The organism is Capnocytophaga bilenii (assembly GCF_017565765.1).
GTDB classification, from domain to species: Bacteria; Bacteroidota; Bacteroidia; order Flavobacteriales; family Flavobacteriaceae; genus Capnocytophaga; species Capnocytophaga bilenii.
Genome location: NZ_JAGDYP010000007.1, coordinates 81,222 through 104,951 on the forward strand (window position 1 = coordinate 81,222; position 23,730 = coordinate 104,951).

21 protein-coding genes are annotated in these 23,730 nt (G+C 38.6%); 2 read left to right on the forward strand and 19 right to left on the reverse strand.

Annotated features, from left to right (window positions below):
- Positions 1-48 precede the first annotated feature (48 nt).
- The 7 genes from clpB to J4N46_RS09540 form a co-directional block, all read right to left on the reverse strand.
- Positions 49-2,634 carry an ATP-dependent chaperone ClpB gene (gene clpB / locus J4N46_RS09510; protein ID WP_009415793.1) on the reverse strand — a complete coding sequence of 862 codons (2,586 nt, stop codon included), beginning with the start codon at positions 2,632-2,634 and terminating at the stop codon, positions 49-51.
- A gap of 188 nt (positions 2,635-2,822) precedes the next feature.
- Complete coding sequence (locus tag J4N46_RS09515; RefSeq protein ID WP_208059101.1) at positions 2,823-4,241, reverse strand: CCA tRNA nucleotidyltransferase; 1,419 nt, start codon at positions 4,239-4,241, stop codon at positions 2,823-2,825.
- Entirely contained in the window at positions 4,241-5,029 is a 789-nt protein-coding gene (gene kdsA, locus J4N46_RS09520) for a 3-deoxy-8-phosphooctulonate synthase (protein WP_009415791.1), read from the reverse strand. The genes J4N46_RS09515 and kdsA overlap by 1 nt, the downstream gene beginning before the upstream one ends.
- Positions 5,030-5,089: 60 nt before the next feature.
- Positions 5,090-5,668 carry a MarC family protein gene (locus J4N46_RS09525; protein ID WP_009415790.1) on the reverse strand — a complete coding sequence of 193 codons (579 nt, stop codon included), beginning with the start codon at positions 5,666-5,668 and terminating at the stop codon, positions 5,090-5,092.
- Between the two features lie 23 nt (positions 5,669-5,691).
- Positions 5,692-6,171, reverse strand: coding sequence for a DUF2271 domain-containing protein (locus J4N46_RS09530; RefSeq protein ID WP_208059102.1), 480 nt, complete (start codon positions 6,169-6,171; stop codon positions 5,692-5,694).
- A 7-nt stretch (positions 6,172-6,178) separates the two neighbouring features.
- Positions 6,179-7,540 carry an ankyrin repeat domain-containing protein gene (locus J4N46_RS09535; protein ID WP_208059103.1) on the reverse strand — a complete coding sequence of 454 codons (1,362 nt, stop codon included), beginning with the start codon at positions 7,538-7,540 and terminating at the stop codon, positions 6,179-6,181.
- A gap of 238 nt (positions 7,541-7,778) precedes the next feature.
- Positions 7,779-8,234, reverse strand: coding sequence for a methyltransferase family protein (locus tag J4N46_RS09540; RefSeq protein ID WP_208059104.1), 456 nt, complete (start codon positions 8,232-8,234; stop codon positions 7,779-7,781).
- Positions 8,235-8,449: 215 nt separating this feature from the next.
- Here J4N46_RS09540 and J4N46_RS09545 point away from each other — a divergent pair, with 215 nt between their 5' ends.
- The gene (locus J4N46_RS09545) at positions 8,450-9,370 is read left to right on the forward strand and encodes a malate dehydrogenase (RefSeq protein WP_208059105.1); all 921 of its coding nucleotides are present in this window, start codon (positions 8,450-8,452) and stop codon (positions 9,368-9,370) included.
- Positions 9,371-9,435: 65 nt separating this feature from the next.
- Here the strand turns inward: J4N46_RS09545 and J4N46_RS09550 are convergent, their stop codons facing one another.
- The 5 genes from J4N46_RS09550 to J4N46_RS09570 all read right to left on the reverse strand — a co-directional run bounded on the left by J4N46_RS09550 (position 9,436) and on the right by J4N46_RS09570 (position 16,166).
- Positions 9,436-10,764: a (Fe-S)-binding protein gene (locus J4N46_RS09550; protein WP_208059158.1), complete on the reverse strand. Its 1,329-nt coding sequence runs from the start codon at positions 10,762-10,764 to the stop codon at positions 9,436-9,438.
- Between the two features lie 15 nt (positions 10,765-10,779).
- Complete coding sequence (locus J4N46_RS09555; protein ID WP_208059106.1) at positions 10,780-11,727, reverse strand: MlaD family protein; 948 nt, start codon at positions 11,725-11,727, stop codon at positions 10,780-10,782.
- 17 nt (positions 11,728-11,744) lie between these two features.
- Complete coding sequence (locus J4N46_RS09560; RefSeq protein WP_208059107.1) at positions 11,745-12,869, reverse strand: N-acetylmuramoyl-L-alanine amidase family protein; 1,125 nt, start codon at positions 12,867-12,869, stop codon at positions 11,745-11,747.
- Positions 12,870-12,942: 73 nt separating this feature from the next.
- Entirely contained in the window at positions 12,943-14,934 is a 1,992-nt protein-coding gene (ligA, locus tag J4N46_RS09565; RefSeq protein ID WP_208059108.1) for an NAD-dependent DNA ligase LigA, read from the reverse strand.
- Between the two features lie 11 nt (positions 14,935-14,945).
- Entirely contained in the window at positions 14,946-16,166 is a 1,221-nt protein-coding gene (locus J4N46_RS09570; RefSeq protein WP_208059109.1) for an aminotransferase class V-fold PLP-dependent enzyme, read from the reverse strand.
- A gap of 102 nt (positions 16,167-16,268) precedes the next feature.
- On the opposite strand from J4N46_RS09570, the gene lysA reads away from it, so the two are divergent.
- Entirely contained in the window at positions 16,269-17,474 is a 1,206-nt protein-coding gene (gene lysA, locus J4N46_RS09575) for a diaminopimelate decarboxylase (RefSeq protein ID WP_208059110.1), read from the forward strand.
- 99 nt (positions 17,475-17,573) lie between these two features.
- Here lysA and J4N46_RS09580 read toward each other — a convergent pair whose 3' ends face one another.
- The 7 genes from J4N46_RS09580 to fabG all read right to left on the reverse strand — a co-directional run bounded on the left by J4N46_RS09580 (position 17,574) and on the right by fabG (position 23,719).
- A complete protein-coding gene (locus J4N46_RS09580) occupies positions 17,574-18,338 on the reverse strand; it encodes an ABC transporter ATP-binding protein (protein ID WP_009415779.1) in 765 nt (254 codons plus the stop codon).
- Complete coding sequence (gene fabD / locus J4N46_RS09585; RefSeq protein ID WP_208059111.1) at positions 18,335-19,216, reverse strand: ACP S-malonyltransferase; 882 nt, start codon at positions 19,214-19,216, stop codon at positions 18,335-18,337. Before fabD ends, J4N46_RS09580 begins: the two co-directional genes overlap by 4 nt.
- 77 nt (positions 19,217-19,293) lie before the next feature.
- On the reverse strand, positions 19,294-20,553 hold the full coding sequence (locus J4N46_RS09590) for a hypothetical protein (RefSeq protein WP_208059112.1): 1,260 nt from the start codon (positions 20,551-20,553) through the stop codon (positions 19,294-19,296).
- A complete protein-coding gene (gene coaBC / locus J4N46_RS09595) occupies positions 20,550-21,722 on the reverse strand; it encodes a bifunctional phosphopantothenoylcysteine decarboxylase/phosphopantothenate--cysteine ligase CoaBC (protein WP_208059113.1) in 1,173 nt (390 codons plus the stop codon). Before coaBC ends, J4N46_RS09590 begins: the two co-directional genes overlap by 4 nt.
- 80 nt (positions 21,723-21,802) lie before the next feature.
- Positions 21,803-22,117 (reverse strand): DNA-directed RNA polymerase subunit omega, encoded by a 315-nt coding sequence (locus J4N46_RS09600; RefSeq protein ID WP_009415775.1) that lies wholly within the window; start codon positions 22,115-22,117, stop codon positions 21,803-21,805.
- A 12-nt stretch (positions 22,118-22,129) separates the two neighbouring features.
- Positions 22,130-22,936: an outer membrane protein assembly factor BamD gene (locus tag J4N46_RS09605; protein ID WP_009415774.1), complete on the reverse strand. Its 807-nt coding sequence runs from the start codon at positions 22,934-22,936 to the stop codon at positions 22,130-22,132.
- Positions 22,937-22,972: 36 nt separating this feature from the next.
- Complete coding sequence (gene fabG / locus J4N46_RS09610; RefSeq protein WP_009415773.1) at positions 22,973-23,719, reverse strand: 3-oxoacyl-[acyl-carrier-protein] reductase; 747 nt, start codon at positions 23,717-23,719, stop codon at positions 22,973-22,975.
- Between the last annotated feature and the right edge of the window lie 11 nt (positions 23,720-23,730).

Sequence of the window (23,730 nt, forward strand, 5' to 3'; positions counted from 1 at the left end):
AAATATAGTGAATTATTAGTATAGTAGCAAATATAATTTCTACTACTTCTAATTTTCAAACACCAGCTTACCGTCTGCCACTAATAGTTTTATAACGCTATCTTTGTGAACACTACCACCAAGTATTTCTTTAGAAAGACGATTAAGCACTTCCTTCTGAATGATACGTTTCACAGGACGAGCACCAAACTGAGGGTCAAAGCCTTTTTGTGCCAAATAATCTACTGCTTCATCGGTAGCTTGTATTGTGATACCTTCTTTGGCTACCATCTTGATAACCGCATCGAGTTGCAAACGTACAATACTACGGATATTGTTAGCGTTGAGCGGTGTAAACATTATGATATCGTCTATACGGTTCAAAAACTCAGGGCGTACCGTCTGTTTAAGCAGTTGTAACACTTCGTTTTTAGAGGTTTCTATAGCGCGCTCTGTATCATTAGCGTATTTTTCAAATGCCTCCTGAATAAGATGACTACCCATATTAGAGGTCATAATGATAATGGTATTTTTGAAGTCGGCAGTACGACCTTTATTGTCGGTTAAGCGTCCTTCGTCTAATACCTGCAAGAGAATATTAAAAGTATCGGGGTGTGCCTTCTCAATCTCATCTAATAGGATAACAGAATAAGGACGGCGACGTACGGCTTCAGTTAGCTGACCACCTTCATCATAACCTACATATCCTGGAGGCGCACCTACCAATCGGCTCACTGCGTGTTTCTCTTGGTACTCACTCATATCAATACGCGTCATTGCGTTTTCATCGTCAAAGAGGTATTCAGCCAACGCTTTGGCAAGCTCAGTTTTACCAACCCCAGTAGTACCTAAGAAAAGGAATGAACCTATAGGGCGACGAGGGTCTTGCAAGCCTGCGCGGCTACGGCGTATGGCATCTGATACTGCTTCTATAGCTTCTTCTTGTCCTACTACGCGTTTGTGCAATTCGCTTTCAAGTTTCAATAACTTCTCGCGTTCGCCTTGTAGCATTTTTGATACCGGGATGCCTGTCCATTTAGCTACTACCTCAGCTATATCTTCAGCTGTTACCTCTTCTTTTACTAAGGTATTGCCTTCATTCTTGTTGTCTAAATTCTCTTGCAAGGTAGCCAATTTAGCTTCAGCTTCTTTTATTTTGCCGTAGCGCAATTCAGCCACTTTACCATAATCACCTTCACGTTCAGCTTTGCTTGCTTCCAGTTTGTATTGCTCAATAGCCTCTTTGGTAGCTTGTACCTCGTCAATCACACTCTTTTCGCCTTGCCATTTAGCATAGATAGCGTTGCGTTCTTCCTTAAGGTTTGCTAACTCTTCGTGAAGTGTTTTCAGCTTAACCTCATCATTTTCGCGCTTAATAGCCTCAATCTCTATTTCAAGCTGCATTATCTTGCGGTCGAGCACATCTAACTCTTCAGGTTTAGAGTTGATTTCCATACGCAATTTAGCCGCTGCTTCGTCCATTAGGTCGATAGCTTTATCAGGCAAAAAACGATTGGTGATATAACGTTCAGAAAGTTCTACTGCTGCAATAATAGCCTCATCTTTGATACGCACCTTGTGGTGAGTTTCGTATTTTTCTTTGATACCACGAAGGATTGAAATAGCACTCTCAGTATCTGGCTCTTCTACCATTACCTTCTGGAAACGGCGTTCAAGAGCCTTGTCTTTTTCAAAGTATTTTTGATACTCATCAAGGGTAGTAGCCCCGATAGCGCGTAGCTCACCACGAGCCAATGCAGGTTTTAAGATATTGGCAGCGTCCATAGCACCTTCGCCACCACCAGCCCCTACAAGGGTGTGGATTTCGTCAATAAACAAGATGATGCTACCATCAGAAGTTGTAACTTCCTTCACTACCGATTTGAGTCGTTCTTCAAATTCACCTTTGTATTTAGCTCCTGCGATAAGGGCACCCATATCAAGCGAGTAAATTACCTTATCTTTAAGGTTCTCAGGCACATCGCCTTTTACGATACGGTGTGCCAAACCTTCAGCAATAGCGGTTTTACCCACCCCTGGTTCACCCACCAGCATAGGGTTGTTTTTGGTTCTACGCGAAAGGATTTGTAGCACGCGGCGTATTTCCTCATCACGACCAATTACAGGGTCGAGCTTGCCACTATCCGCCAGCTGATTGAGGTTTTTAGCGTATTTGTTGAGCGAGTTGTAAGTATCTTCAGCTGATGCAGAGGTTACTCGTTCGCCTTTGCGCAACTCTTGAATGGCTTTTTCTATTTCTTTTTCGTTTACCCCTTGGTCTTTGAGGGCTTGCGCTATCTTGCTATTACTTTTGAAGATAGCCAAAAGCAAGTGCTCTAACGATACGTATTCATCATTCCACTTTTTAGCGATGTTAACCGCTTCGTTGAGCATTGTGTTGGCTTCGCGTGAAAGCCCCATACTACCCCCCGATACCTTTGGAAAAGACTGTAAGGCAGCTTCTAAGTTTTTGCTGAGCTGTTCGCGATTGATGTTCAGTTTTTTAAAGAGGAAAGGCAATACGTTTTCGTCTACTTGCTCTATAGCTTTAAAGAAGTGCTCGCATTGCAATTCCTGATGCCCGTATTGTTGGGCAATTTGCTGAGCGGTTTGTACCGCTTCTTGCGCTTTGATTGTAAATGTATTGAAGTTCATATTATTTTCTATTTTTAGTGTTAAACATTTTCGTATAACCTAAAGACAACTTCTATACCAATCTTTAAAATATGCCATTTTGACAGCATTTTATAAAATAAGATTCTCAAAAAAAAGAGCTTGTTCCTTATTTTCATAAGGTAACAAGCTCCGTAGTTCAATAAATAACACTGACATTTTGTCAGTTATTATTTAGCTGAAAGTCCCATCTTCTTTGCTTTTTCCAGCATAAAGGTTTTGGCAGCTTCATATTCATTGGGTATTTTTCCTTCTAATATCGCTTCTTTTATTGCTTCTTTCAGTACCCCTATAGGGCGTGAAGGGGGCAACCCAAATAGCTCCATAATTTCTTCCCCACTAATAGGAGGCTGAAAGTTACGAATATGGTCTTTTTCTTCTACTTCTACTACTTTTTGTCGTACCAATTGGAAGTTTTCGTGATAACGTTGGTATTTTTTAGGGTTTTTAGTTGTAATATCAGCTTCACAGAGGGTCATCAGGTCTTCAAACTCTTCCCCTGCATCAAATACTAAGCGGCGTACTGCCGAATCGGTAACGATATCTTCAGCTATAATGATGGGGCGCGAACTCATCTTCACCATCTTTTGCACATATTTCATCTTGTCGTTTAGGGGCATACGCAAACGTTTAAAAAGATGATACACCATTTTACTACCCAAAAACTCGTGCCCGTGAAACGTCCAACCTACTTTTTTGTCAAAACGTTTTGTAGGTGCTTTGCCTATATCGTGCAGAAGAGCTGCCCAACGCAGCCACAAATTATCGGTATGTTCTGCAATATTATCTACTACCTCCAGCGTATGCCAAAAGTTATCCTTATGCCTTTGTCCGTCCTGCTCCTCTACTCCTTGTAACGCAATCAGTTCTGGTAATATATAATGTAGTAGTCCTGTTTGGTATAAGAGTTTGAAGCCTATAGAGGGTTTAGGTGAAGCAAGAATCTTATTCAGTTCGTCTACAATACGTTCTTGAGAAATAATTTTCAGTCGGTCTTTTTGTTCTGTTATAGCTTGTAGTGAATGCTCCTCAATAGTAAAATTGAGCTGAGTGGCAAACCTAATAGCACGCATCATTCGCAGCGGGTCATCAGAATAAGTAATCACAGGGTCTAAGGGGGTGCGAATAATTTTATTCTGCAAGTCCAGAAGCCCGTTAAAAGGGTCTATAAGAACTCCATAGTTAGCTTTATTTAAAGAAAAAGCCATTGCGTTGATTGTAAAATCGCGTCTATTTTGGTCGTCTTGTAAGGTACCACATTCTACATATGGCTTGCGCGAGTGTTGGGAGTAACTTTCACGTCTTGCGCCTACAAATTCAATATCAAGCGTTTCAGCTTTTATCATCGCTGTTCCGAAGTTCTTAAATACCGACACTTTGGGCGTTCCTGCCAAACGCTTGGCTACATTTTCGGCTAAGGAAATTCCACTACCTACGGATACTATATCAATATCTTTTGGTAGTTTTTTCTGAAGTAAATAATCACGTACAAAGCCCCCAATCACATAAGTTTCTAATGATAGCTGATCGGCTACGTTGCTAATAAGCTGAAAAATAGGATTTGAGAGCGCTTCGGTATAATTGTTCATTAAAAATTATTAATTGTTTCACGAATAGCCACCAATCTGGTAAGTAGCCCCTCTAATAAGTCTAAGTGCAGCATATTAGCCCCATCACTTTTGGCAGTAGCGGGGTCAAAATGCGTTTCTATAAACAATCCGTCTACATTATTTACTACCGCAGCTCGTGCAATAGTTTCTATCATATCAGGTCTGCCCCCTGTAACACCTGTTTGTTGGTTGGGCTGTTGCAATGAGTGGGTAACATCCATCACCACGGGTGCAAAATGGCGCATTGTAGGTATTCCTCTAAAATCTACAATCAAATCTTGATAGCCAAACATTGTACCTCTATCGGTAATTAGTGCTTTTTTATTACCACTATCTATAACTTTCTGTACGGCGTGTTGCATACTTTCGGGACTCATAAATTGTCCTTTCTTAAGATTCACAATTTTTCCTGTTTTGGCAGCAGCTACTACCAAATCGGTTTGGCGTACTAAAAAAGCAGGTATTTGCAACATATCTACATATTCGGCAGCCATAGAGGCATCGCTCACCTCGTGAATATCGGTAACTGTAGGCACAGAGAAGGTTTCGCCTACTTTTCGCAATATTTTTAGGGCTTTTTCATCGCCTATTCCTGTAAATGAATCTATACGGCTGCGATTGGCTTTTTTAAAACTTCCTTTAAAAGTGTAGGGAATATTTAGCTTATCTGTAATATTTACAATTCGTTCGGCAATCCTCAGTGCCATTTCTTCTCCTTCAATAGCACAAGGTCCTGCTAATAGAAAGAAATTATCTTCTTTATTCATTTTTATTAGTCGTTAGTCGTTAGATTGTTGTGTTATATTATTAGGGTAATTATTATTTTTTTAACCATTAATCATTATTTTGATATTAGTTGCAAACAACTTCACTGCTATCGCCAACAATATAACTCCGAAAAACTTATGTATTACGGTAATGCCCTGTTTTCCAAGTATTTTTTCAATTTTCACTGACGATTTAAGTCCTATGTATACAATAATAATATTAATGAGAATGGCAATGATGATATTCTCTACGTGATATTCGGCGCGGAGTGAAAGCACTGTGGTAAGAGCTCCTGCACCTGCTACCACCGGAAAAGCCAAAGGCACTATCGATGCCGATTCAGGTGTAACATCTTTATAAAGTGTAATACCCAAAATCATCTCTAAGGCAAGAAAGAAAAGTACAAAAGCACCCGCTACTGCAAACGATTCGACAGTAACACCAAAAAGATTTAGTAGTTCTTTTCCTATAAACAAGAACACAATGAGCAATACGCCAGCTACTATTGCTGTCTTTTCTGATTCTATTCGTCCCGCTTTTTTTCGCAAATTAATAATCAAAGGAATACTCCCCAAAATATCAATTACCGCAAATAACACCATTGTTGCTGAAACAATCTCTTTAAAATCAATATTCATAATTATTTAGTTTTTTATATGTCTTACTGAGCTAATCGCACGTACCTAATATAGCCTTTTCCTTCTACTTTTGTGTTTAGATTGGCTGTAGTAAGTTCTATTTCGGCATCTTGTGCATAATAATTGGCATCTTCTACTGCTGTTTCAAATCGGATTTTGTAGCCTTTGTTGAACTTATCGTCTGTTAAGCTAATTACTTTTACTGTACGTTCGCCTGCACCAATGGTAGCTCCTGTAATTCCATCGATGGTTTTGCGCTTGCCGTAGAATTTCCACCATTGGGGAAGTTCGCTATACCACTCTGGGTCATCGCCAATCACTTGTAATGTTTGCTCGTATTTTCCTTCGGGATTGATGAGCGAAGCTACTATGTAAGCCCCTTCGCCTTTATAATTAGTGAGCTGAATTAAACACTTGTATTTTTTAGTTTCTACCTGAGCTACAAAGCCTACTGCAAGTAGTACTACTACTGCTAAGGCTATTATTAAAGAACTTTTTTTCATACTTTTACTATTTTAAGAAATCTATATTTTTATCGTGTAATTTTTCATTTTCTTTTGCTAAGTCATAGGCAGTTTCGCCCAAATCGGTTGTAATTGTCTTATCAGCACCTTTACTCAACAAAAATTGTAAGATATCAGTATCTTCGGCTATCATTGCGGCAATTTGCAAAGGGGTAACTCCTTCTTTATTCTTTACATTGATGGGCAAACCAAGTTCTGCTATAAGCTCTAATATTTTTTTATCGCCTCTTTTTACCGCGTGATGATAGAGTGTATTTCCTTCATTATCTACTACTGAAGCATCGGCTTTTAAATCTAACAACAAACGTACTACCTCAGCCCTGTTATTATCTACTGCCAGCGTAAGTGCCGAATAACCATCGCTATTCACGGCATTGATATTCTGTGATTTTTCAGCTAATAGTTTTACTACCTCTGCACTATTGAGTGCTGCGGCATTCATCAGTGGTGTTCTGCCTCCTTTTTCAGCATTTACTTGATTAGGGTCATTTCCTTTCTCTAATAGGTAATTGATTACTGCCACATCGCTGTTTTTGCCTGCAACTACATACAAAGGTGTGAGCCCATTAGCATTTTTTTGGTTGGGGTTGAGCCCTAACTGCTCTAAATAGATATAAAAATCTACTTTATTAGTAAAACGTTTTGCACCACGAGCAGCGGCAAAGAAAGCGTTTTCACCTTTTTTATTTACGGCTTTTACATCAATACCTTTTTTTATCAGCTCGTCAATCACTTTTTTATTACCTTTAGTAGCGGCGTAATAAATGGCGTTATTGCCGTTGTTATCTACTGCCTCAAGCTTCAGCCCTTTTTTAACAAAGTAATTAGCGGCTTTAAGGTCGGTAAGGTTAGGCAACAACAATAGCAAAGCCGAAGCTCCTTCGTTATTGGTATCGGTTATAGAGGCTCCGTTTTTCAGCAATAGGTCGTAAATAGCTTTGTTTGACTGCCCGCCTACTGCTGCAAAAAGTAAGGGCGTAAGTTGGTGTGATTCTTTGATGTTTACCTTTGCTCCTTTGCTAAGTAAATATTTCATCACGGGCACATTGTTTTGGTAGGCAGCCCAAAAGAGATAGGTGCGCTTGTCGTGAGTGAGTTTATCTACTCCATTTCCTTCAATATCAATGAGATATTGTATTGTTTTTTGAGGTGCATTGTTCATTATTGCCAAAGTGGTAGCATCAAATGCACGGTCGTTGAGTGCTGTAGGGTTATTTTTTTCATTAATATCTTTGGCTACTTGTTGTGGTGAGGGGTTGGCTTTCCAATATTCATTGGTTAAAAAGGCATTTTGTGCCCAGCTTGCTGATGAAGCTATGATTCCCAGTGAAAACAAAATTTTTCTCATAAGATTATCTATTTAGAATTGTAGGCGCAAAGGTACAAAATAATTATTAATGTTTTAATGATTAATGATTAATTTTCGGTGTGAGCCGCACAGGTTTTTATCTTTCGTCACATACTCAGCTGCGCCAGCTCGCCGACTTTCCTTCGGTGCGAGCCGCACAGGCTTTTATCTTTCGTTCAACCTTCGCTTATCCTTCGCTCATAAATTGCTAACTTTGTTGTAGAGGGGAATGACGAATTTACAGCCATCGGCGTACTTTTAGGCTATAGTTTTCGTATTCTTTGCCAAATTTCAATTTTAGTACACGTTCTTCTGGAATGATTTGAAAGTGTGTCATATAGGCTATGAATAGCGGTATTCCTATCCAAGCTAGAAGATAAGTGAGCCATATAGCCCAAGCTATCAAACAGCAAGCCAAGCCTACGTACATTGGGTTACGGCTGAGCTGATATACACCTTTTGAAACAAAATGAGTAACTTGCGAGGGGGTGAGAGGATTGATAGTAGTACGAGCTTTATGAAAACTCCAAACACCTGCGAATGCAATGCCTATACCTATCCCTGCAACGGCTATAGCCACTAGGGGCATACGAGGCAATGCTAAAAATGGTAATAAACGAGTAATCCCCCACATTATCAAGGCGCAAATAATCCATACTGCAGCTGGTGGGAGTTTGAGTTCTAAATTCTTCATTTTCTATTATTTTAAGGCAAAGGTAGTGATATTTTGATAATTAGCAAATATCGTTAAAGAACTCCAAAAATTTTGTTTTGTAAGACGAGATTAACGAAAATCAAAAAATTATAAAAAATATTTGCAAGATTCAATAAATATTAGTACATTTGTGCGATAAAATAACCATCAGAAAGGACTTAATTAACTTCCTTCTGACCTAAATTATAGATTATATGAAAGTTACAGTTGTAGGTGCAGGTGCCGTAGGAGCGAGCTGCGCCGAGTATGTTGCAATTAAAAACTTTGCTTCAGAAGTTGTTCTAATTGACATCAAAGAAGGATTTGCCGAAGGAAAAGCTATGGACTTGATGCAAACTGCATCTCTTAATGGCTTTGACACTCGTATCGTGGGCGTTACTAACGATTATTCTAAAACGGCAGGTAGTGATGTTGCAGTAATCACTTCGGGGATACCACGCAAACCTGGTATGACACGCGAGGAACTGATTGGTACTAATGCTAACATTGTAAAATCGGTGGTAGAACAGCTTGTAAAATACTCACCCAACGTAATCGTGATTGTGGTGAGTAACCCTATGGACACTATGGCTTACTTGGTGCACAAAGCTACCAACTTACCTAAAAACCGTATCATTGGTATGGGTGGGGCTCTTGATAGTGCTCGTTTTAGATACCGCCTTGCCGAAGCACTTAACTGCCCTATCTCGGACGTTGATGGTATGGTAATTGCTGCTCACAGCGATAGTGGTATGCTTCCTCTTACTCGCCTTGCAAGTTATCGTGGTGTACCTGTATCGGAATTCCTAAGTGCTGAACGCTTGGCACAAGTAGCTGATGATACTAAGGTGGGTGGTGCTACGCTTACTAAACTTTTGGGTACTTCAGCTTGGTATGCTCCTGGTGCTGCTGTATCTGCTCTCGTACAAGCTATTGCTTGCGACCAAAAGAAACTCTTCCCTTGCTCTGTATTACTTGAAGGTGAATACGGTGAAAAAGATGTATGCGTAGGAGTACCTGTACTGATAGGTAAAAACGGAGTAGAAAAAATCGTGGAATTAAAACTAAACGATGCTGAAAAAGCTAAATTTGCTGAAAGTACTGCTGCAGTACGCGAAGTGAATAAAGCACTTTAATAAGTCTACAAGAAAAAAGAGGCTGCCTCGTGTGAGACAGCCTCTCTTTTTTGTATAATAATAAACTATGCTTTATTATCAGCCCATTGTAATCTATCTGCTTGGCTATAAGCCCAAGGGGCTCCATTGTTTTCTATATTATTCATCATCATATTCAGTTCATTGGGTGCTCCCGACTGTTCCATCACAACATATTGGCGCATATCCATAATTATCTCCAACGGATTAATACTCACGGGGCAAGCCTCTACGCAAGCATTGCAAGTAGTGCAAGCCCATAGCTCTTCGGCAGTAATATAATCACCTAAAAGTGTTTTGCCATCGGCTTCAAACTTTCCTTTATGACGGTCTATATTTCTACCTACTTCCTCTATTCTATCACGAGTTTTCATCATAATTGCACGAGGTGAGAGTTTTTTGCCTGTAAGATTGGCTGGGCATTCATCGGTACAACGCCCACATTCGGTACAAGTGTAGGCACTTAGTAGTTGTACCCAAGTGAGGTCGGTAACATCTTGTATACCAAATTTTTCGGGAGGAGTGGTGCTTTCAGGAGTAGTTGCAAAAGGGTCGGCTTCGGGGTTTAGCATTAGTTTTACCTCATTGGTAATAGCTTCATTTACCTTAAAAGCTCCCATAGAGCGCAAAGATGCAAAATAAGTATTAGGAAAGGCTAATAATATATGCAGATGTTTGGAGTAATACAAATAATTCAAAAAACACAAAATACCAATAATGTGTAGCCACCAACAAGTACGTTCTATAATAATAAGAGTACCTACGGAAAAGCTCTCTATCAAAGGTATCAATATTTTGCTAATAGGAAAATAGCCTGCTTGCAGATAATGAGGTGCGTTTAGTGCTTGCAGTTGTGCATCGGCAGCGTTCATCAGCAAAAAAAGAAGCATTATTGTAGTTTCGGCATAAAGAATGAAATTTGCATCTTTCTTAGCCGAGCCTTTTAATTCAGTTTTTTGAAAGCGAGATATTTTCAGCAGATTACGCCTTACCCAAAAGGTAATAATGGCAACAATTACCAAAAGAGCTAATACTTCAAAACTACCAATGACAATGTTATAGAAAGTACCTAAAACGGCAAAGATTCTGTGTGTTCCTACAATACCATCAATTACAATCTCCAGCAGCTCTATATTTATAATAAAGAAACCTACATAAACTATAATATGCAGTATTGCAGCCACAGGGCGTACTGTCATTTTGCGTTGCCCCAAAGCAATACGCAACATATTCTTGAGGCGTTGTTTCTTATTATCTTGTACATTTATAGGTTTACCTAAACGAATGTTACGGATGAGCTTCTTACAATTATAAATAAAAAAACCTCCTCCTATACAGAGAAGTACTACAAATACTATGTTAGGAATGAGGTTCATCAAATTATAAATAAGTTATTTTGCTTTTTGTTCGTCCTGAGGTTCGTATGTTTTAGCTTTTTTGCCAAATACGGAAAAATGTACATAGCGTTTTGGATTCAGACGAAAGTCTTCTAACAAGAGTTCTAATTGTTTAGCCGATTTATCTAAATCTTTATAAAGTGCTTCGTCTTTTAGTAGTTTGCCTATTGTTCCGTTGCCACTTTCTACGCTTGCTAAAAGAGTATTGAGGTTAGCAAGTGTTTTTTGAGCGTCGGCTATTGTTTTATTAAGTTCTGTTGCTGATAATTCGCTTGATAGTTTAGCAAGTTCTGCTGTCATCTTATTGGCATTTTGCAAAGTAGCTTGCAAGTTTGCCTGATTGGCTATCAGCATATTGTTAAGTGTTACAGAAGCTTTATTGAGATTGCGCATTGTAGCACTAAGCTCGGCAATAGCACCTTTAAGTTCTGAAGTGGTTTGTACATCTAAAATTTTATTTACACCTGTAAGGGTGGTATCAGCTTGATTTAATAAGCGATTTAGCTTTTCTTGGGTAGGCTTAATAGATGAAGAAATTGATGCCAGCATATCTTCTTGTATGCGAGCCTGAAATTCGCCTTCCGATTCAATAACAGGAGCATTGTCAAAAGCAGGAAGTATTTGTAATCCTGCACCTCCTAATAGGCTATTATACAGTTCGGCTACACTATTTTTAGAGAATTTGTATTTATCTGCACACTGCATAGTAACCTTTATTTTTCCTGTTTCTTGTTCCAAATCAACAGATTCTACATTCCCTACTTTCACACCATTTACTGTTATTTGAGTACCTGCTTTCAATCCTCCCGAATGAGGAAAGTAGGCATAATAAGTATTAGTACTTTCAAATAAAGCTCCTTTAGCTATCTTTAGCCCTATAAAAAATACTATTGCAACTGCAGCAATAAAGATAAGTAATTTTAAAACTCGTGATTTTTTCATTTGTTTCTTTTTTAAGTTTATTTTTCTAACTGTTTAGCTTTTTCAACAGTAATGCGTTTGCCTTCCAAAAAAGCACATATGTAAGCATCTTTGTAACCTTTTTTTTTTGCAGTATTCAGTAAATCAAGGGCTACTTTATGTTTGTTTGTATTACCGTAATAATAAACCCATACATTACCATCTTTTACCATTGATATAGGCGATAAACCACTAAAGTTAAAAGCCTTAGGCTCCACCTGCTTAGGGCTTGATGATATTTGTATTTTATAAATAGGAGTGCTATTACTTTTTGTACTACTTGTTTTAGGAGGTGTAGGACGATGTTTGCGCCCAGTACCTTGTACTGATATTATATCATCTGATGATACACCTGTACTTTGTCCTCGTACCCATTTTTTATAAGTAACAATAGCATTGGCTATATTTTCAGCAAACTCTTCTTGTCCTTTAGCAGAAAGCAAAAACTTGCGCTCCTCGTTATTTGTTAAGAAAGCAGTTTCTATAAGTACGCTTGGCATATAGGTTTGGTGCAGAACGATAAACCCTGCTTGTCGTACCCCTCTATTGGTACGCTTCATCACCCCAGTAAGCTGATTTTGTATTATCTTAGCAAGCTGAATACTCTGTTCCAAGAACTCTTCTTGCATAATAGAGAGTCCTATAATAGATTCGGGAGAATTGATATTGTATTGGGCGTATTTTTTCTTGTAGTTATCTTCCAAATAAATCACAGAGTTTTCGGCTTTTGCTACCTCAAAGTTCTGTTCATTTGCATTGAGCCCCAGCACATAGGTTTCAGCACCATCCACTTGTGTTTCGTGTGCATTGCAGTGCACTGATACAAATACATCTGCTTTATTTTTATTGGCTATATCACCGCGCTCATACAAATCTATAAGTTCATCGGTTTTACGAGTGTAAATCACCTTAATATCAGGATAAGCCTCCAATTTTTTACCTACAAGTAACACTATTTTTAGTACTATGTCTTTTTCATAGATAGTTTTATCTACTACTTTGCCAGGGTCTTTACCTCCGTGTCCTGCGTCTAAAACTACTTTAAATACCGGTGTTTTCTGAGCATAACCAACAGAAAACATCACCAAAAATAGCTGAAAAAGAATACAACGTAAAACAGACATTCCTATAATTTTTTCTCTAAATTTGGGCAAAGGTACGTGTTTTAGTTTAATGCACCAAACTTCTATTATTATTTTAACTGATTATTAACGATTGGAACGCTACTTCATCTATAATTTTCACACCCAAACTCTCGGCTTTTTCACGCTTGCTGGGTCCCATTTTATCACCAGCAATCACGTAATCGGTTTTAGAAGATATTGAAGAACCTACTTTGCCACCGTGTTGCTCTATGAGTGCTTTTAGCTCGTCACGCGAATACAAACTAAATACCCCCGATACCACAAACGTCTTACCTTTAAGTGTATCCGTTTGCCCTGCAGTAGCTTCTGCCGATAATTCAAACTGCAAGCCGTATTCCTTCAGCCTATTAATAAGTTCTTTATTGTATTCTTCCTGAAAAAAGTTCACTACACTCGTAGCTATTTGGTTACCTATTTCATCTACCTCTACGAGTTGTTCCACTGTAGTATTTTCAAGAGCTGTTATATTTTTGTAATGCCGTGCCAATTTCTTAGCTACCGTTTCGCCTACATAACGAATACCCAAAGCAAATAGCACCCTTTCAAACGGCACTTCTTTAGATTTTTCAATTCCCTTTACAATATTTTCAGCACTCTTCTTCGCCATACGTTCTAAAGGCAATAACTTTTCTACCGTTATTTCATAAAGGTCGGCGTAGTTCTCTATAACGCCTGAACGGAAGAGCAGTTCTACCGTCTCCTCGCCCAAACCTTCTATATCCATAGCCTTACGCGATATAAAATGCTGTATCTTTCCCGTAATTTGAGGCGGACAGTGGTAGGTATTGGGGCAGTAATGCTGAGCCTCCCCTTCATTGCGCACCAATTCGGTATCACATTCGGGGCAATGTGTAATATAACTAACAGGTACTGCATCGGGTTCTCGCTTGTCTAAATTCACTCCCACAATTTTAGGAATGATTTCTCCTCCTTTTTCTACATATACCCAATCACCTATGTGAATATCCAATTTTTCAATTTGGTCGGCATTGTGTAATGAAGCACGTTTTACGATAGTACCTGCTAAAAGTACAGGTTTCAAATTAGCTACAGGAGTAATCGCCCCCGTGCGCCCCACTTGGTATGAGATACTCTCCAGCTGCGTATCTACTTGTTCTGCCTTGTATTTATAAGCCATTGCCCAGCGCGGCGATTTAGAGGTATAGCCTAACTCCTGTTGTTGCGCTACGTTATTCACTTTTATCACTACCCCATCGGTTTCATAAGGAAGTGTGTGGCGTTTGGTATCCCATTCATTGATGAAATCCATCACCTCTTGAGTAGAATGACATAAGCGCGAGTAATTAGGCACTTTGAATCCCCACTCTCTAGCTTTCTCTAAACTTTCAAATTGGGTAGCAATACCTGTGTCACCCACCAAAAAATACAACAAACAATCCAAGCCACGTTTTGCTACCTCAGCAGTATCTTGTAATTTCAAACTACCACTAGCCGTATTACGCGGATTCATAAAAGGATCTTCACCCGCAGCTACACGTTCTTGATTTAGCCTTTCAAAAGCCTTTTTAGGCATTACTATTTCACCCCGTATATAAAAACGCTGTGGATAATCTCCTCGCAACTGTAATGGTACTGAACCAATGGTACGTACATTAGCCGTAATATCATCTCCTTGAATACCATCTCCTCGTGTAGTAGCTTGCTTCAGCTTGCCGTCTTCATAAAGTAAGTCTATAGAAGCCCCATCATATTTCAGTTCGCAAGTAAAACTAATATCATCAGTACCTAATGTTTTGATAATTCGCTGCTCCCATTCCTCTATATCTTCTTTAGAATAAGAGTTATCCAACGAATACATTCTATATTCGTGTACTACTGTAGGAAAATTCTTAGTAATGCTTCCTCCTACACGCACAGTAGGCGAGTTTTCATCATAAAATTCGGGGTGCGCCTGCTCCAAAGCCTGTAATTCTTTCAGTTTTTGGTCAAATTCGTAATCCGAAATTGTAGGCGTATCAAGCACGTAATAGTTATAATTATGCTGGTTTAGCTCATCGCGTAATTGTTGTATTTTTTCTTTCATATCTGTCAATTTTAAGACAACATTTTTTGGGCTTTTTTTACACCTTCCACAAAAGTATCTATTTCATCAAAGGTATTGTAAACAGCAAAACTTGCGCGTATGGTACCAGGTATATGGTAAAAATCCATAATAGGTTGCGCACAATGGTGCCCCGTACGTACCGCTATCCCCATTTTATCCAAAATAGTCCCTACATCATAAGGGTGTATACCTTTCAGGTTAAACGATATCACTGCCGTACGTTTCTCTAAATCAGGATTACCATAAAGGATAATTCCCTCTATAGTTTGTAGTTTTTCAATAGCATATGCTAGTAATTTATGCTCATAAGCAGCCATATCTGCCAGCCCCAGTGAGTGCATATAGTCTATAGCAGCTCCAAAGGCAATACCCCCACAAATATTAGGTGTTCCAGCTTCAAATTTATAAGGCAAATCAGCGTAAGTACTCTTTTCAAAACATACCTCTTTTATCATTTCGCCCCCCCCTTGATAAGGCGGAAGTGCCAAAAGTAATGCTTCCTTACCATAAAGCATTCCTATACCCGTAGGCGCATACATTTTGTGCCCCGATACGGCATAAAAATCAACATCAAGGGCTTGCACATCTATTTGAAGGTGAGGTGCAGCTTGTGCCCCATCTACAATTACTACAGCTCCTCGCTGGTGAGCCAACTCTATAATTTCCTTTACAGGATGTATGTTCCCCAAAGCATTCGATACGTGTTGCACACAAACTATTTTAGTACGTTCAGTAAGCAAACGGCTATATGCCTCTAAATCCAAAATGCCATACTCGTTCATTGGGATTACTTTCAGGATAGCCCCACTACGTTGGCAAGCCAACTGCCAAGGAACAATGTTACTATGGTGTTCTGAAGCCGAGACAATTACCTCATCGCCAGCCTGCATTAGAGCACCATAGCCACTGGCTACCAAGTTGATAGCGTGTGTAGTACCCGCTGTAAAAAGTATTTCGGAAGATTTTTGTGCATTAAAGTGTTTTTGTAGCTTTTGTCGTGCTTGCTCATACAAATCGGTAGCTTCTTGGCTAAGAGTATGTACTCCTCTGTGTATGTTAGCATTCTCATACGAATAGTATTGCACTATCCTATCTACCACTTGCACAGGAGTTTGCGAGGTAGCTCCATTATCAAAATAAATAAGAGGTTGTTTATTTATGAGGCGCTTCAATATAGGAAAATCAGCGCGTATTTCGTTTATCGTTTTCATACTGATTTATCAGTTTAAATCTATTTCCAACTGCAAAGAAAAGGTTTTTTTTTGAGTATAGCAAATTTTTCTTACTTTTGTGGCATAATAAATTAATTTTCAATGAAAATAGAAGACTTACAATCCATAGCCAAAACTTTTAGTAGTCCCGTATATGTGTATGATGCTGATAAAATCAGCAGCCAATACCAGCGCCTTACTAACGCTTTTGCCAATGTACCTCATTTGCGTATCAACTACGCTATGAAAGCCCTCTCCAATCTATCAATTTTAAAGCTAATGAAAAAATTAGGAGCTGGGCTCGATACTGTTTCCATTCAGGAGGTTCAATTGGGCTTACGAGCAGGCTTTGCCCCCTCACAAATCATCTTCACTCCCAATGGTGTTTCTATGAATGAAATAGAAGAGGCTATGCAATTGGGCGTACAGCTAAACATTGATAACCTTTCTTTTTTGGAACAGTTTGGCAGTAAGCACCCCGAAGTACCCGTTTGTATCCGTATCAATCCTCACGTAATGGCAGGGGGTAATGCTAATATTTCGGTAGGTCATATTGATAGTAAATTTGGTATCAGTATCCACCAAATACCTCATATTCTTCGTATTGTAGAGAATACCAAAATGCACATCAACGGTATCCATATGCATACAGGTAGTGATATTTTAGATATTGATGTATTCCTTTATGCTGCTGAAATTCTGTTTGAAACCGCTAAACATTTCAAAGATTTACAATTTATTGATTTTGGTAGTGGTTTCAAAGTGCCCTACAAGGAAGGCGATATACAAACCAATATTGAAGAACTGGGCGAACGCCTAAGTAGCCGTTTTTTAGAATTTTGTAAAGAATACGGGCGAGACCTTACTTTAGCTTTTGAACCAGGTAAATTTCTCGTAAGCCAAGCTGGATACTTTTTAGTGAAAGTAAATGTCATCAAGCAAACTACCTCTACTGTATTTGCAGCTGTTGATTCTGGCTTTAATCACCTCATCCGCCCTATGTTTTACGGGGCTACTCATTACATTGAAAACATATCCAACCCACAAGGGCGCAAGCGTTTTTATTCGGTAGTGGGTTATGTTTGCGAAACCGACACTTTTGCCTCAAATAAGCAAATAGCCGAAATTACAGAAGGTGATATTTTATGCTTTCACAATGCAGGGGCTTATTGCTACACTATGGCAAGCAATTACAATTCTCGTTTGCGCCCTGCAGAGGTACTATGGATTAACAATGAAGCAAAGTTAATTCGCAAAGCCGAGAGTTTTGATGATTTACTACGAAATCAAATCGAAATTGATGTTTAAAAGGATAAAAGACAATTGCGCCACACACTTTGGCAAACTTTAAGAGTTTGCCAAAGTTAATTACTCTGATAATCAATCACTTTTATTCACATTGTATTTTTAATTTTCTTTTATCATTGCTTCTCGCACTTTTTTAAAGAGCTCTGAAGAGTATACAAAGTCGGTAACAGCTTCGTTATCTGTTCTAAATATCGTATCTTTAGAACCTTCCCATTCTTTATAACCATTCTTCAAGAATACAATTTTAGCCCCAATCTCCATCACCGAGTTCATATCGTGCGTATTGATAACCGTTGTAATATTGAATTCTTGGGTAATTTCTTGTATAAGATTGTCTATTACTATAGAAGTTTTAGGATCAAGACCAGAGTTAGGCTCATCACAAAACAAATAGTGCGGATTATTCACTATAGCCCGTGCTATTGCTACCCGCTTCTGCATACCCCCTGAAATTTCAGAAGGTAATTTGTGCTCTGCATTCACCAAATTTACTCGGCTAAGTACTACATCAGCACGTTCACGAATTTCACTATCGGTTTGTTCTGTAAACATCTTTAGCGGAAACATCACGTTTTCAAGTACAGTCATCGAGTCAAACAAAGCACTCCCTTGAAATACCATTCCCATTTTTTGGCGCAAGGCAATACGTTCTTTACGTTTCATATCGGCATAGCGAACACCATCGTAAATGATGTCGCCGCTATCGGGTTTGAAAAGTCCTAATAAAGACTTCAGGAAGACTGTTTTTCCTGAGCCACTTTGTCCTATAATCAAATTTGTTTTCCCCTTCTCAAATGTGGTAGAAATACCCTTAAGCACCTCTACTCCATCAAATGATTTACGTAAATTTTCTACTTGTATCATATTTCTGCTGAAGCCACTACTGTCTCTTTATTGATTTTCTTTACCAATCCTTGTAACACTTTACCAGGACCTACTTCTATGAATTCTGTAGCACCATCGGCAATCATCTGTTGCACACTTTGCGTCCATTTTACAGACGCTGTAAGCTGATTGATAAGGTTCTTTTTGATGTCGTTTTCATTGCTAACCGCTGTGGTAGTCACATTCTGATATACAGGGCAATAAGGCTTGCTAAAACGCGTTTGCTCTATAGCAGCTGCCAATTCCTCTTCGGCTGGTTTCATCAAAACTGAATGAAACGCTCCTCCTACAGGCAAAATAAGGGCACGTTTCGCTCCTGCTTCTTTCATTTTCTCACAAGCCGCTTCTACTGCTTTTATCTCTCCCGAAATCACCAACTGACCAGGACAGTTGTAATTGGCTGGGGTTACGATCCCTTCTACAGAAGCGCAAAGTTCTTCTACCTTGCTATCTTCCAAGCCCAATACCGCTGCCATCGTACCAGGTTTTAGCTCGCAAGCCTTTTGCATAGCGGCTGCTCGTTTAGCTACCAACTGCAACCCATCTTCAAAAGTAAGTGTACCATTAGCCACCAAAGCAGAAAACTCACCCAATGAGTGCCCAGCAACCATTTGGGGAGCAAAAGATTTACCAAGTACTTTACTCAAGATAACAGAGTGCAGAAATATGGCAGGCTGGGTTACTTTAGTTTGTTTAAGACCTTCATCGCTACCAGCAAACATTTCTTCGGTAATAGCAAAACCTAATATATTATTAGCAGCTTCAAAAAGTGCTTTTGCTTCTGCTGATTTTTCATATAAATCGAGCCCCATTCCTACAAATTGGGCTCCTTGTCCAGGAAAAATATATGCTTTCATTATTTTATTTTTATTCTATTATTAATCACTCAAGTTACAAAGATACTTCTTTTTCAGAAAATTACCAAATAAACTACCTATTTTTTCATCGTACTATAAAAATAACGTACCTCGTATTGTTTTTTATTCTTTCTGTAGTAAGTTGTTGTTAGTACGGCTTTTTTAGAGGAAAAATCAAGCATTGCAATACCCCCTTCATCTACTACCGATTTTCGCTCTATAGCAGTATCATAGGTATAAACTGTTCTATCTACTTCATCCCATTTATCAGCCTTAGCGTTGTACTCATAGGTGGCTGCGATAGTTCTATTACCCTCATTATCATACTGATAGGTAGCTTTTACTTTTTCTTTTGCTTCCTCGTTATAGGTTATGGCGTGCTCTAATAGGTTACCATCTTCATCGTATTTGTAATTTTGTGCTTCTACTTGTTCAAAGCCTCCTTTATTTGTATTCCATTGGCGCTTTATATAACTTTCTATACGGTAATTTTCGTTATATTTTTCTTCAGCTAAAAAGAAGTCGTCCCATTTTTGTTCTTTTTCATTCCATCTTTGCTTCAATGAAGTTATTTTTTTAGGTGATATGCTCATTTTCTGGCAATTTCGTTCTTTAGGTTGCCATTTTCCACCTAATAACTCATAATAAACTGAATAATCTCCTACAATACTGTCTTTTCCATATTCGTATTTTGCGTTATCTGTCCATTTTCCGTTTTCCCAAAGTGCTTTTACTTCTCCTTGTACTATAGTGTCGTTTTTATATATTGTTGTTATTTTTTCTTCGGGCTGCCAATCTTTTGCTTTTTGCGCTCTGTTATAAGTAATACGCTCTATTTTGTTTCCTTTTTCATTTTCTAAATAGGTTTCCTTACTATTGGGTTGCCAACGGCTCCCTTCAGGACAGTTATAAACAATATAATAATAGTAATTACCTTTTTTATAGAGCTCTTCTTTGCGTTCTTTCACCCATTTATTTTTAAATGAGGTATAAACAGAAGTAGTTTTCTTGTCTTTGCCAAATTTATAGGTTTCTTTTTGGTATTTTTCCCACTTTTCATCAGATTTTCGTCCGTCATAGGTCTCATATAAGATATTTCGTCCGTCTTTATCGTATTTAAACACACTTTTTCTTATATAAGGGTTCATTGTCATTACAGTATTTTCTTTTATGAGTGTACGTTTTGCCTCATCGTAATGTTGCTTGTTTATATAAACGCCCTCTATACCACCTTCATCTGTTGCCCATAATTGGGTTTGAAGGCTATCTAAATGCATACGTTGTGCTTGTACCAAAAAAGTACTACACAGGGTCAATAATAAGAGATAGATTTTCATAAGCTCATACATTTTTGTAAAATATCTTTAGCTACCGCTTCTTTGTGTTTCAGCGGAAACTCTTGTAGTTGCTGGGCAGTGATAAAAGTGATTTTATTAGTATCAGTGCCAAAACCTGCACCTTTATCTCGCAGTGAGTTGAGTACTATGGCATCTAAATTTTTCTTTTGGAGTTTGAGCTGCGCATTTTCTACTTCGTTTTCGGTTTCTAATGCAAAGCCTATGAGTTTTTGGGTAGTTTTGAGTTTACCCAAAGAAGCAAGTATATCTATAGTAGGAATCAAAGTGAGAGTGAGTTTATCACCTTTCTTTTTAATTTTCTGGGCAGCTACTTCAGCAGGGGTATAGTCAGCCACAGCTGCAGCAAGTATAGCCATATCACAAGTTTCAAATTGGGCTACTGCAGCTTCATACATCTGTTGAGCACTTACTACCCTATGCAGATGAATCTTATTATCAATATTTTTTTCGGCTGAAGGTCCCAATACCAAATGTACCTCAGCACCTTGTCTTACAGCCTCGTTAGCAATCGCAATACCCATTTTTCCTGTAGAAAAGTTCCCAATAAAACGCACAGGGTCTATAGCTTGATAGGTAGGTCCTGCGGTAATAAGTATTTTTCTGTCTTTCAGAGGAAGTGTTTCTTGTAAGGCTGTTTCTATAGAAGCAACTATATCTTCAGGTTCAGCCATACGCCCCTGCCCTACCAGTCCGCTGGCAAGCTCGCCATAAGTAGCAGGAATAATATGATTGCCAAAGCGTTCTAATTTAATAAGATTTTCGGTAACAGTGGGGTGGGCATACATATCTAAATCCATAGCAGGAGCCACCCATACAGGTTTCTTTGCCGAAAAATAAGTAGCCAATAAGAGGTTATCACACTGTCCTGATGCCATTTTGGCAATAGTATTAGCTGTAGCAGGAGCAATGAGGAGTAAGTCTGCCCACTGAGCCAAAGCCACGTGGCTATTCCACTGACCATCAATAGTAGCAAAGTCGCTAAGTACAGGTTCTTTAGAGAGCGTACTAAGAGTAAGAGGGGTAACGAAATCTTTTGCTTTTTCGGTAAGGATAACGCGTACATTATGCCCTTTTTTCACTAATAATCGCACCAATTGAGGAGTTTTATAAGCAGCTATACCGCCTGTAATGCCTAAGAGAATCTTCATCAGCCAAAAATTTTAGTAAAAAAGGCTTTAAACCATAAGGATAGCTTACAGTTTAAAGCCTTCATATGCAATATACCAATTTATTCAGTTTCACGATAGTATACTTTACCGTCCAACCACTCTTTTACTGCTATGGCTTGTGGTTTAGGTAAACGTTCATAAAAACGAGATACTTCTATTTGTTCTTTATTTTCAAATACCTCATCTAAGTTGTCATTATTAGTAGCAAAAGCCTCTAATTTTTCTACCAATTCTTTTTTGATTTCGGCATTTATTTGGTTAGCCCTTTTAGCTATAATCGAAATAGCTTCGTAAATATTTTGAGTAGGGGCTTCAATAGCAGCCTTGTTGTAAGTAATGGTAGAGGTAGGTGCGTCTATTCGTTTAAAATCCATAGTGAATAATAATTATTTTTCTTGTGTTATACTTTTTAATGAACTATTTACTTTGGCAAGCATTGTATTAGCATCTTTTTTGAATTTTGTATCAGGATATGCTTTCATTAAGGTTTCATAAGCCTCTTTAGCTACCTGTAGGCGCTCTTCTTTTTTGTGTTCTACACTATTTATAGCCCACTCATAAGCCGAGTGCAAACGTGTGTAAAGAGCCTCTTCCCTAAATACACTACCAGGGTTATTGAGCAAGAAGTTATCAAGTGATTTCATCGCTGCCTGATAGTCACGTATCAAATCGTATTGCTTTGCTATCTCAAATTCTTTTTTCTGAAGGCGAGTTAGCAAGTCCAATGTCAGTTCATTAGCCTCTTTAGCATACTCAGAGTTACCGTATTTATCTAAAAAAAGCTGTAACTTCTCTAATGCCTGATTGGTATAGGTTTGATCTACACTATATTTAGGAGATTCCATATACAACGATTTAGCTTCTAAAAAGGCAGCTTCTAAAGCCTTATCACTGCGAGGATACAATTTTTGTAATCGCTCAAAAGGATAAGTAGCCAGTGTGTACTGTCCCAACTGGTAATAAGCATCGCCTTGCAAGAAATAGATACGTTCGCCTTCAGGGCGACCCGCGTAATCGGCAGCTACCAATTCAAACAAACGCAGTGCTTTTTTGTATCGCTTTGCTTTGTATTGTTTCTCAGCCTCAGCATATCTTACAGCAGGGTCTGACGATTTGATAGCTTTTTGATATTCATTACAAGAGCTAAGCAATACCCCCAAAACACCGATAATTATATAATTCTTCATTAACATTTTGCAAAAGTAAATAGTTTTTTTGATATAACCAAATTATGTAAGCATTCCACCATCTACATTTAGTACCTGCCCTGTAATATAAGCAGATAAATCGGAAGCTAAAAACACACACGCATTGGCTACATCTTCAGGCTGTCCCCCTCGTTTTAGCGGAATACTATCACGCCAGCCTTGTACTACTTTTTCGTCTAATACAGCTGTCATTTCAGTTTCTATAAAACCTGGTGCTATAGCATTGCAGCGTATGTTGCGAGAACCAAGCTCTAATGCAATAGATTTGGTAAAACCTATGATACCCGCCTTTGAAGCCGCATAATTACTTTGCCCAGCATTACCCTTTATGCCTACTACGCTACTCATATTGATAATCGAGCCTTTGCGCTGTTTCAACATTATGCGTTGCACAGCCTTTGTCATATTAAATACCGACTTCAAATTCACTTCTATCACCTTATCAAAATCTTCTTCCGAAATACGCATCAGCAAATTGTCTTTGGTGATACCAGCGTTGTTCACCAATATATCAACACCACCAAATTCAGCTATTACCGCATCTACAAACTCTTGAGATTGTGTAAAATTTGAAGCATCGCTCTGGTAACCTTTTACTTTTACCCCTTTAGCAGCGAGTTCTGTTTCTAATTTTTTAGCAGCCTCTACCGATGAGCTGTATGAAAAAGCTATATTTGCCCCTTGTGCAGCAAATACTTCAGCTATACCCCGCCCTATACCACGACTTGCTCCCGTGATAATTGCTGTTTTTCCTTCTAATAATCTCATTTTTATTATAT

What these genes read in the sequence shown, in the direction of transcription:
- clpB (WP_009415793.1), bottom strand. Translation starts at nt 2,634, where the DNA reads ATGAACTTCAATACATTTACAATCAAAGCGCAAGAAGCGGTACAAACC.
- J4N46_RS09515 (WP_208059101.1), bottom strand. Translation starts at nt 4,241, where the DNA reads ATGAACAATTATACCGAAGCGCTCTCAAATCCTATTTTTCAGCTTATT.
- kdsA (WP_009415791.1), bottom strand. Translation starts at nt 5,029, where the DNA reads ATGAATAAAGAAGATAATTTCTTTCTATTAGCAGGACCTTGTGCTATT.
- J4N46_RS09525 (WP_009415790.1), bottom strand. Translation starts at nt 5,668, where the DNA reads ATGAATATTGATTTTAAAGAGATTGTTTCAGCAACAATGGTGTTATTT.
- J4N46_RS09530 (WP_208059102.1), bottom strand. Translation starts at nt 6,171, where the DNA reads ATGAAAAAAAGTTCTTTAATAATAGCCTTAGCAGTAGTAGTACTACTT.
- J4N46_RS09535 (WP_208059103.1), bottom strand. Translation starts at nt 7,540, where the DNA reads ATGAGAAAAATTTTGTTTTCACTGGGAATCATAGCTTCATCAGCAAGC.
- J4N46_RS09540 (WP_208059104.1), bottom strand. Translation starts at nt 8,234, where the DNA reads ATGAAGAATTTAGAACTCAAACTCCCACCAGCTGCAGTATGGATTATT.
- J4N46_RS09545 (WP_208059105.1), top strand. Translation starts at nt 8,450, where the DNA reads ATGAAAGTTACAGTTGTAGGTGCAGGTGCCGTAGGAGCGAGCTGCGCC.
- J4N46_RS09550 (WP_208059158.1), bottom strand. Translation starts at nt 10,764, where the DNA reads ATGAACCTCATTCCTAACATAGTATTTGTAGTACTTCTCTGTATAGGA.
- J4N46_RS09555 (WP_208059106.1), bottom strand. Translation starts at nt 11,727, where the DNA reads ATGAAAAAATCACGAGTTTTAAAATTACTTATCTTTATTGCTGCAGTT.
- J4N46_RS09560 (WP_208059107.1), bottom strand. Translation starts at nt 12,869, where the DNA reads ATGTCTGTTTTACGTTGTATTCTTTTTCAGCTATTTTTGGTGATGTTT.
- ligA (WP_208059108.1), bottom strand. Translation starts at nt 14,934, where the DNA reads ATGAAAGAAAAAATACAACAATTACGCGATGAGCTAAACCAGCATAAT.
- J4N46_RS09570 (WP_208059109.1), bottom strand. Translation starts at nt 16,166, where the DNA reads ATGAAAACGATAAACGAAATACGCGCTGATTTTCCTATATTGAAGCGC.
- lysA (WP_208059110.1), top strand. Translation starts at nt 16,269, where the DNA reads ATGAAAATAGAAGACTTACAATCCATAGCCAAAACTTTTAGTAGTCCC.
- J4N46_RS09580 (WP_009415779.1), bottom strand. Translation starts at nt 18,338, where the DNA reads ATGATACAAGTAGAAAATTTACGTAAATCATTTGATGGAGTAGAGGTG.
- fabD (WP_208059111.1), bottom strand. Translation starts at nt 19,216, where the DNA reads ATGAAAGCATATATTTTTCCTGGACAAGGAGCCCAATTTGTAGGAATG.
- J4N46_RS09590 (WP_208059112.1), bottom strand. Translation starts at nt 20,553, where the DNA reads ATGAAAATCTATCTCTTATTATTGACCCTGTGTAGTACTTTTTTGGTA.
- coaBC (WP_208059113.1), bottom strand. Translation starts at nt 21,722, where the DNA reads ATGAAGATTCTCTTAGGCATTACAGGCGGTATAGCTGCTTATAAAACT.
- J4N46_RS09600 (WP_009415775.1), bottom strand. Translation starts at nt 22,117, where the DNA reads ATGGATTTTAAACGAATAGACGCACCTACCTCTACCATTACTTACAAC.
- J4N46_RS09605 (WP_009415774.1), bottom strand. Translation starts at nt 22,936, where the DNA reads ATGTTAATGAAGAATTATATAATTATCGGTGTTTTGGGGGTATTGCTT.
- fabG (WP_009415773.1), bottom strand. Translation starts at nt 23,719, where the DNA reads ATGAGATTATTAGAAGGAAAAACAGCAATTATCACGGGAGCAAGTCGT.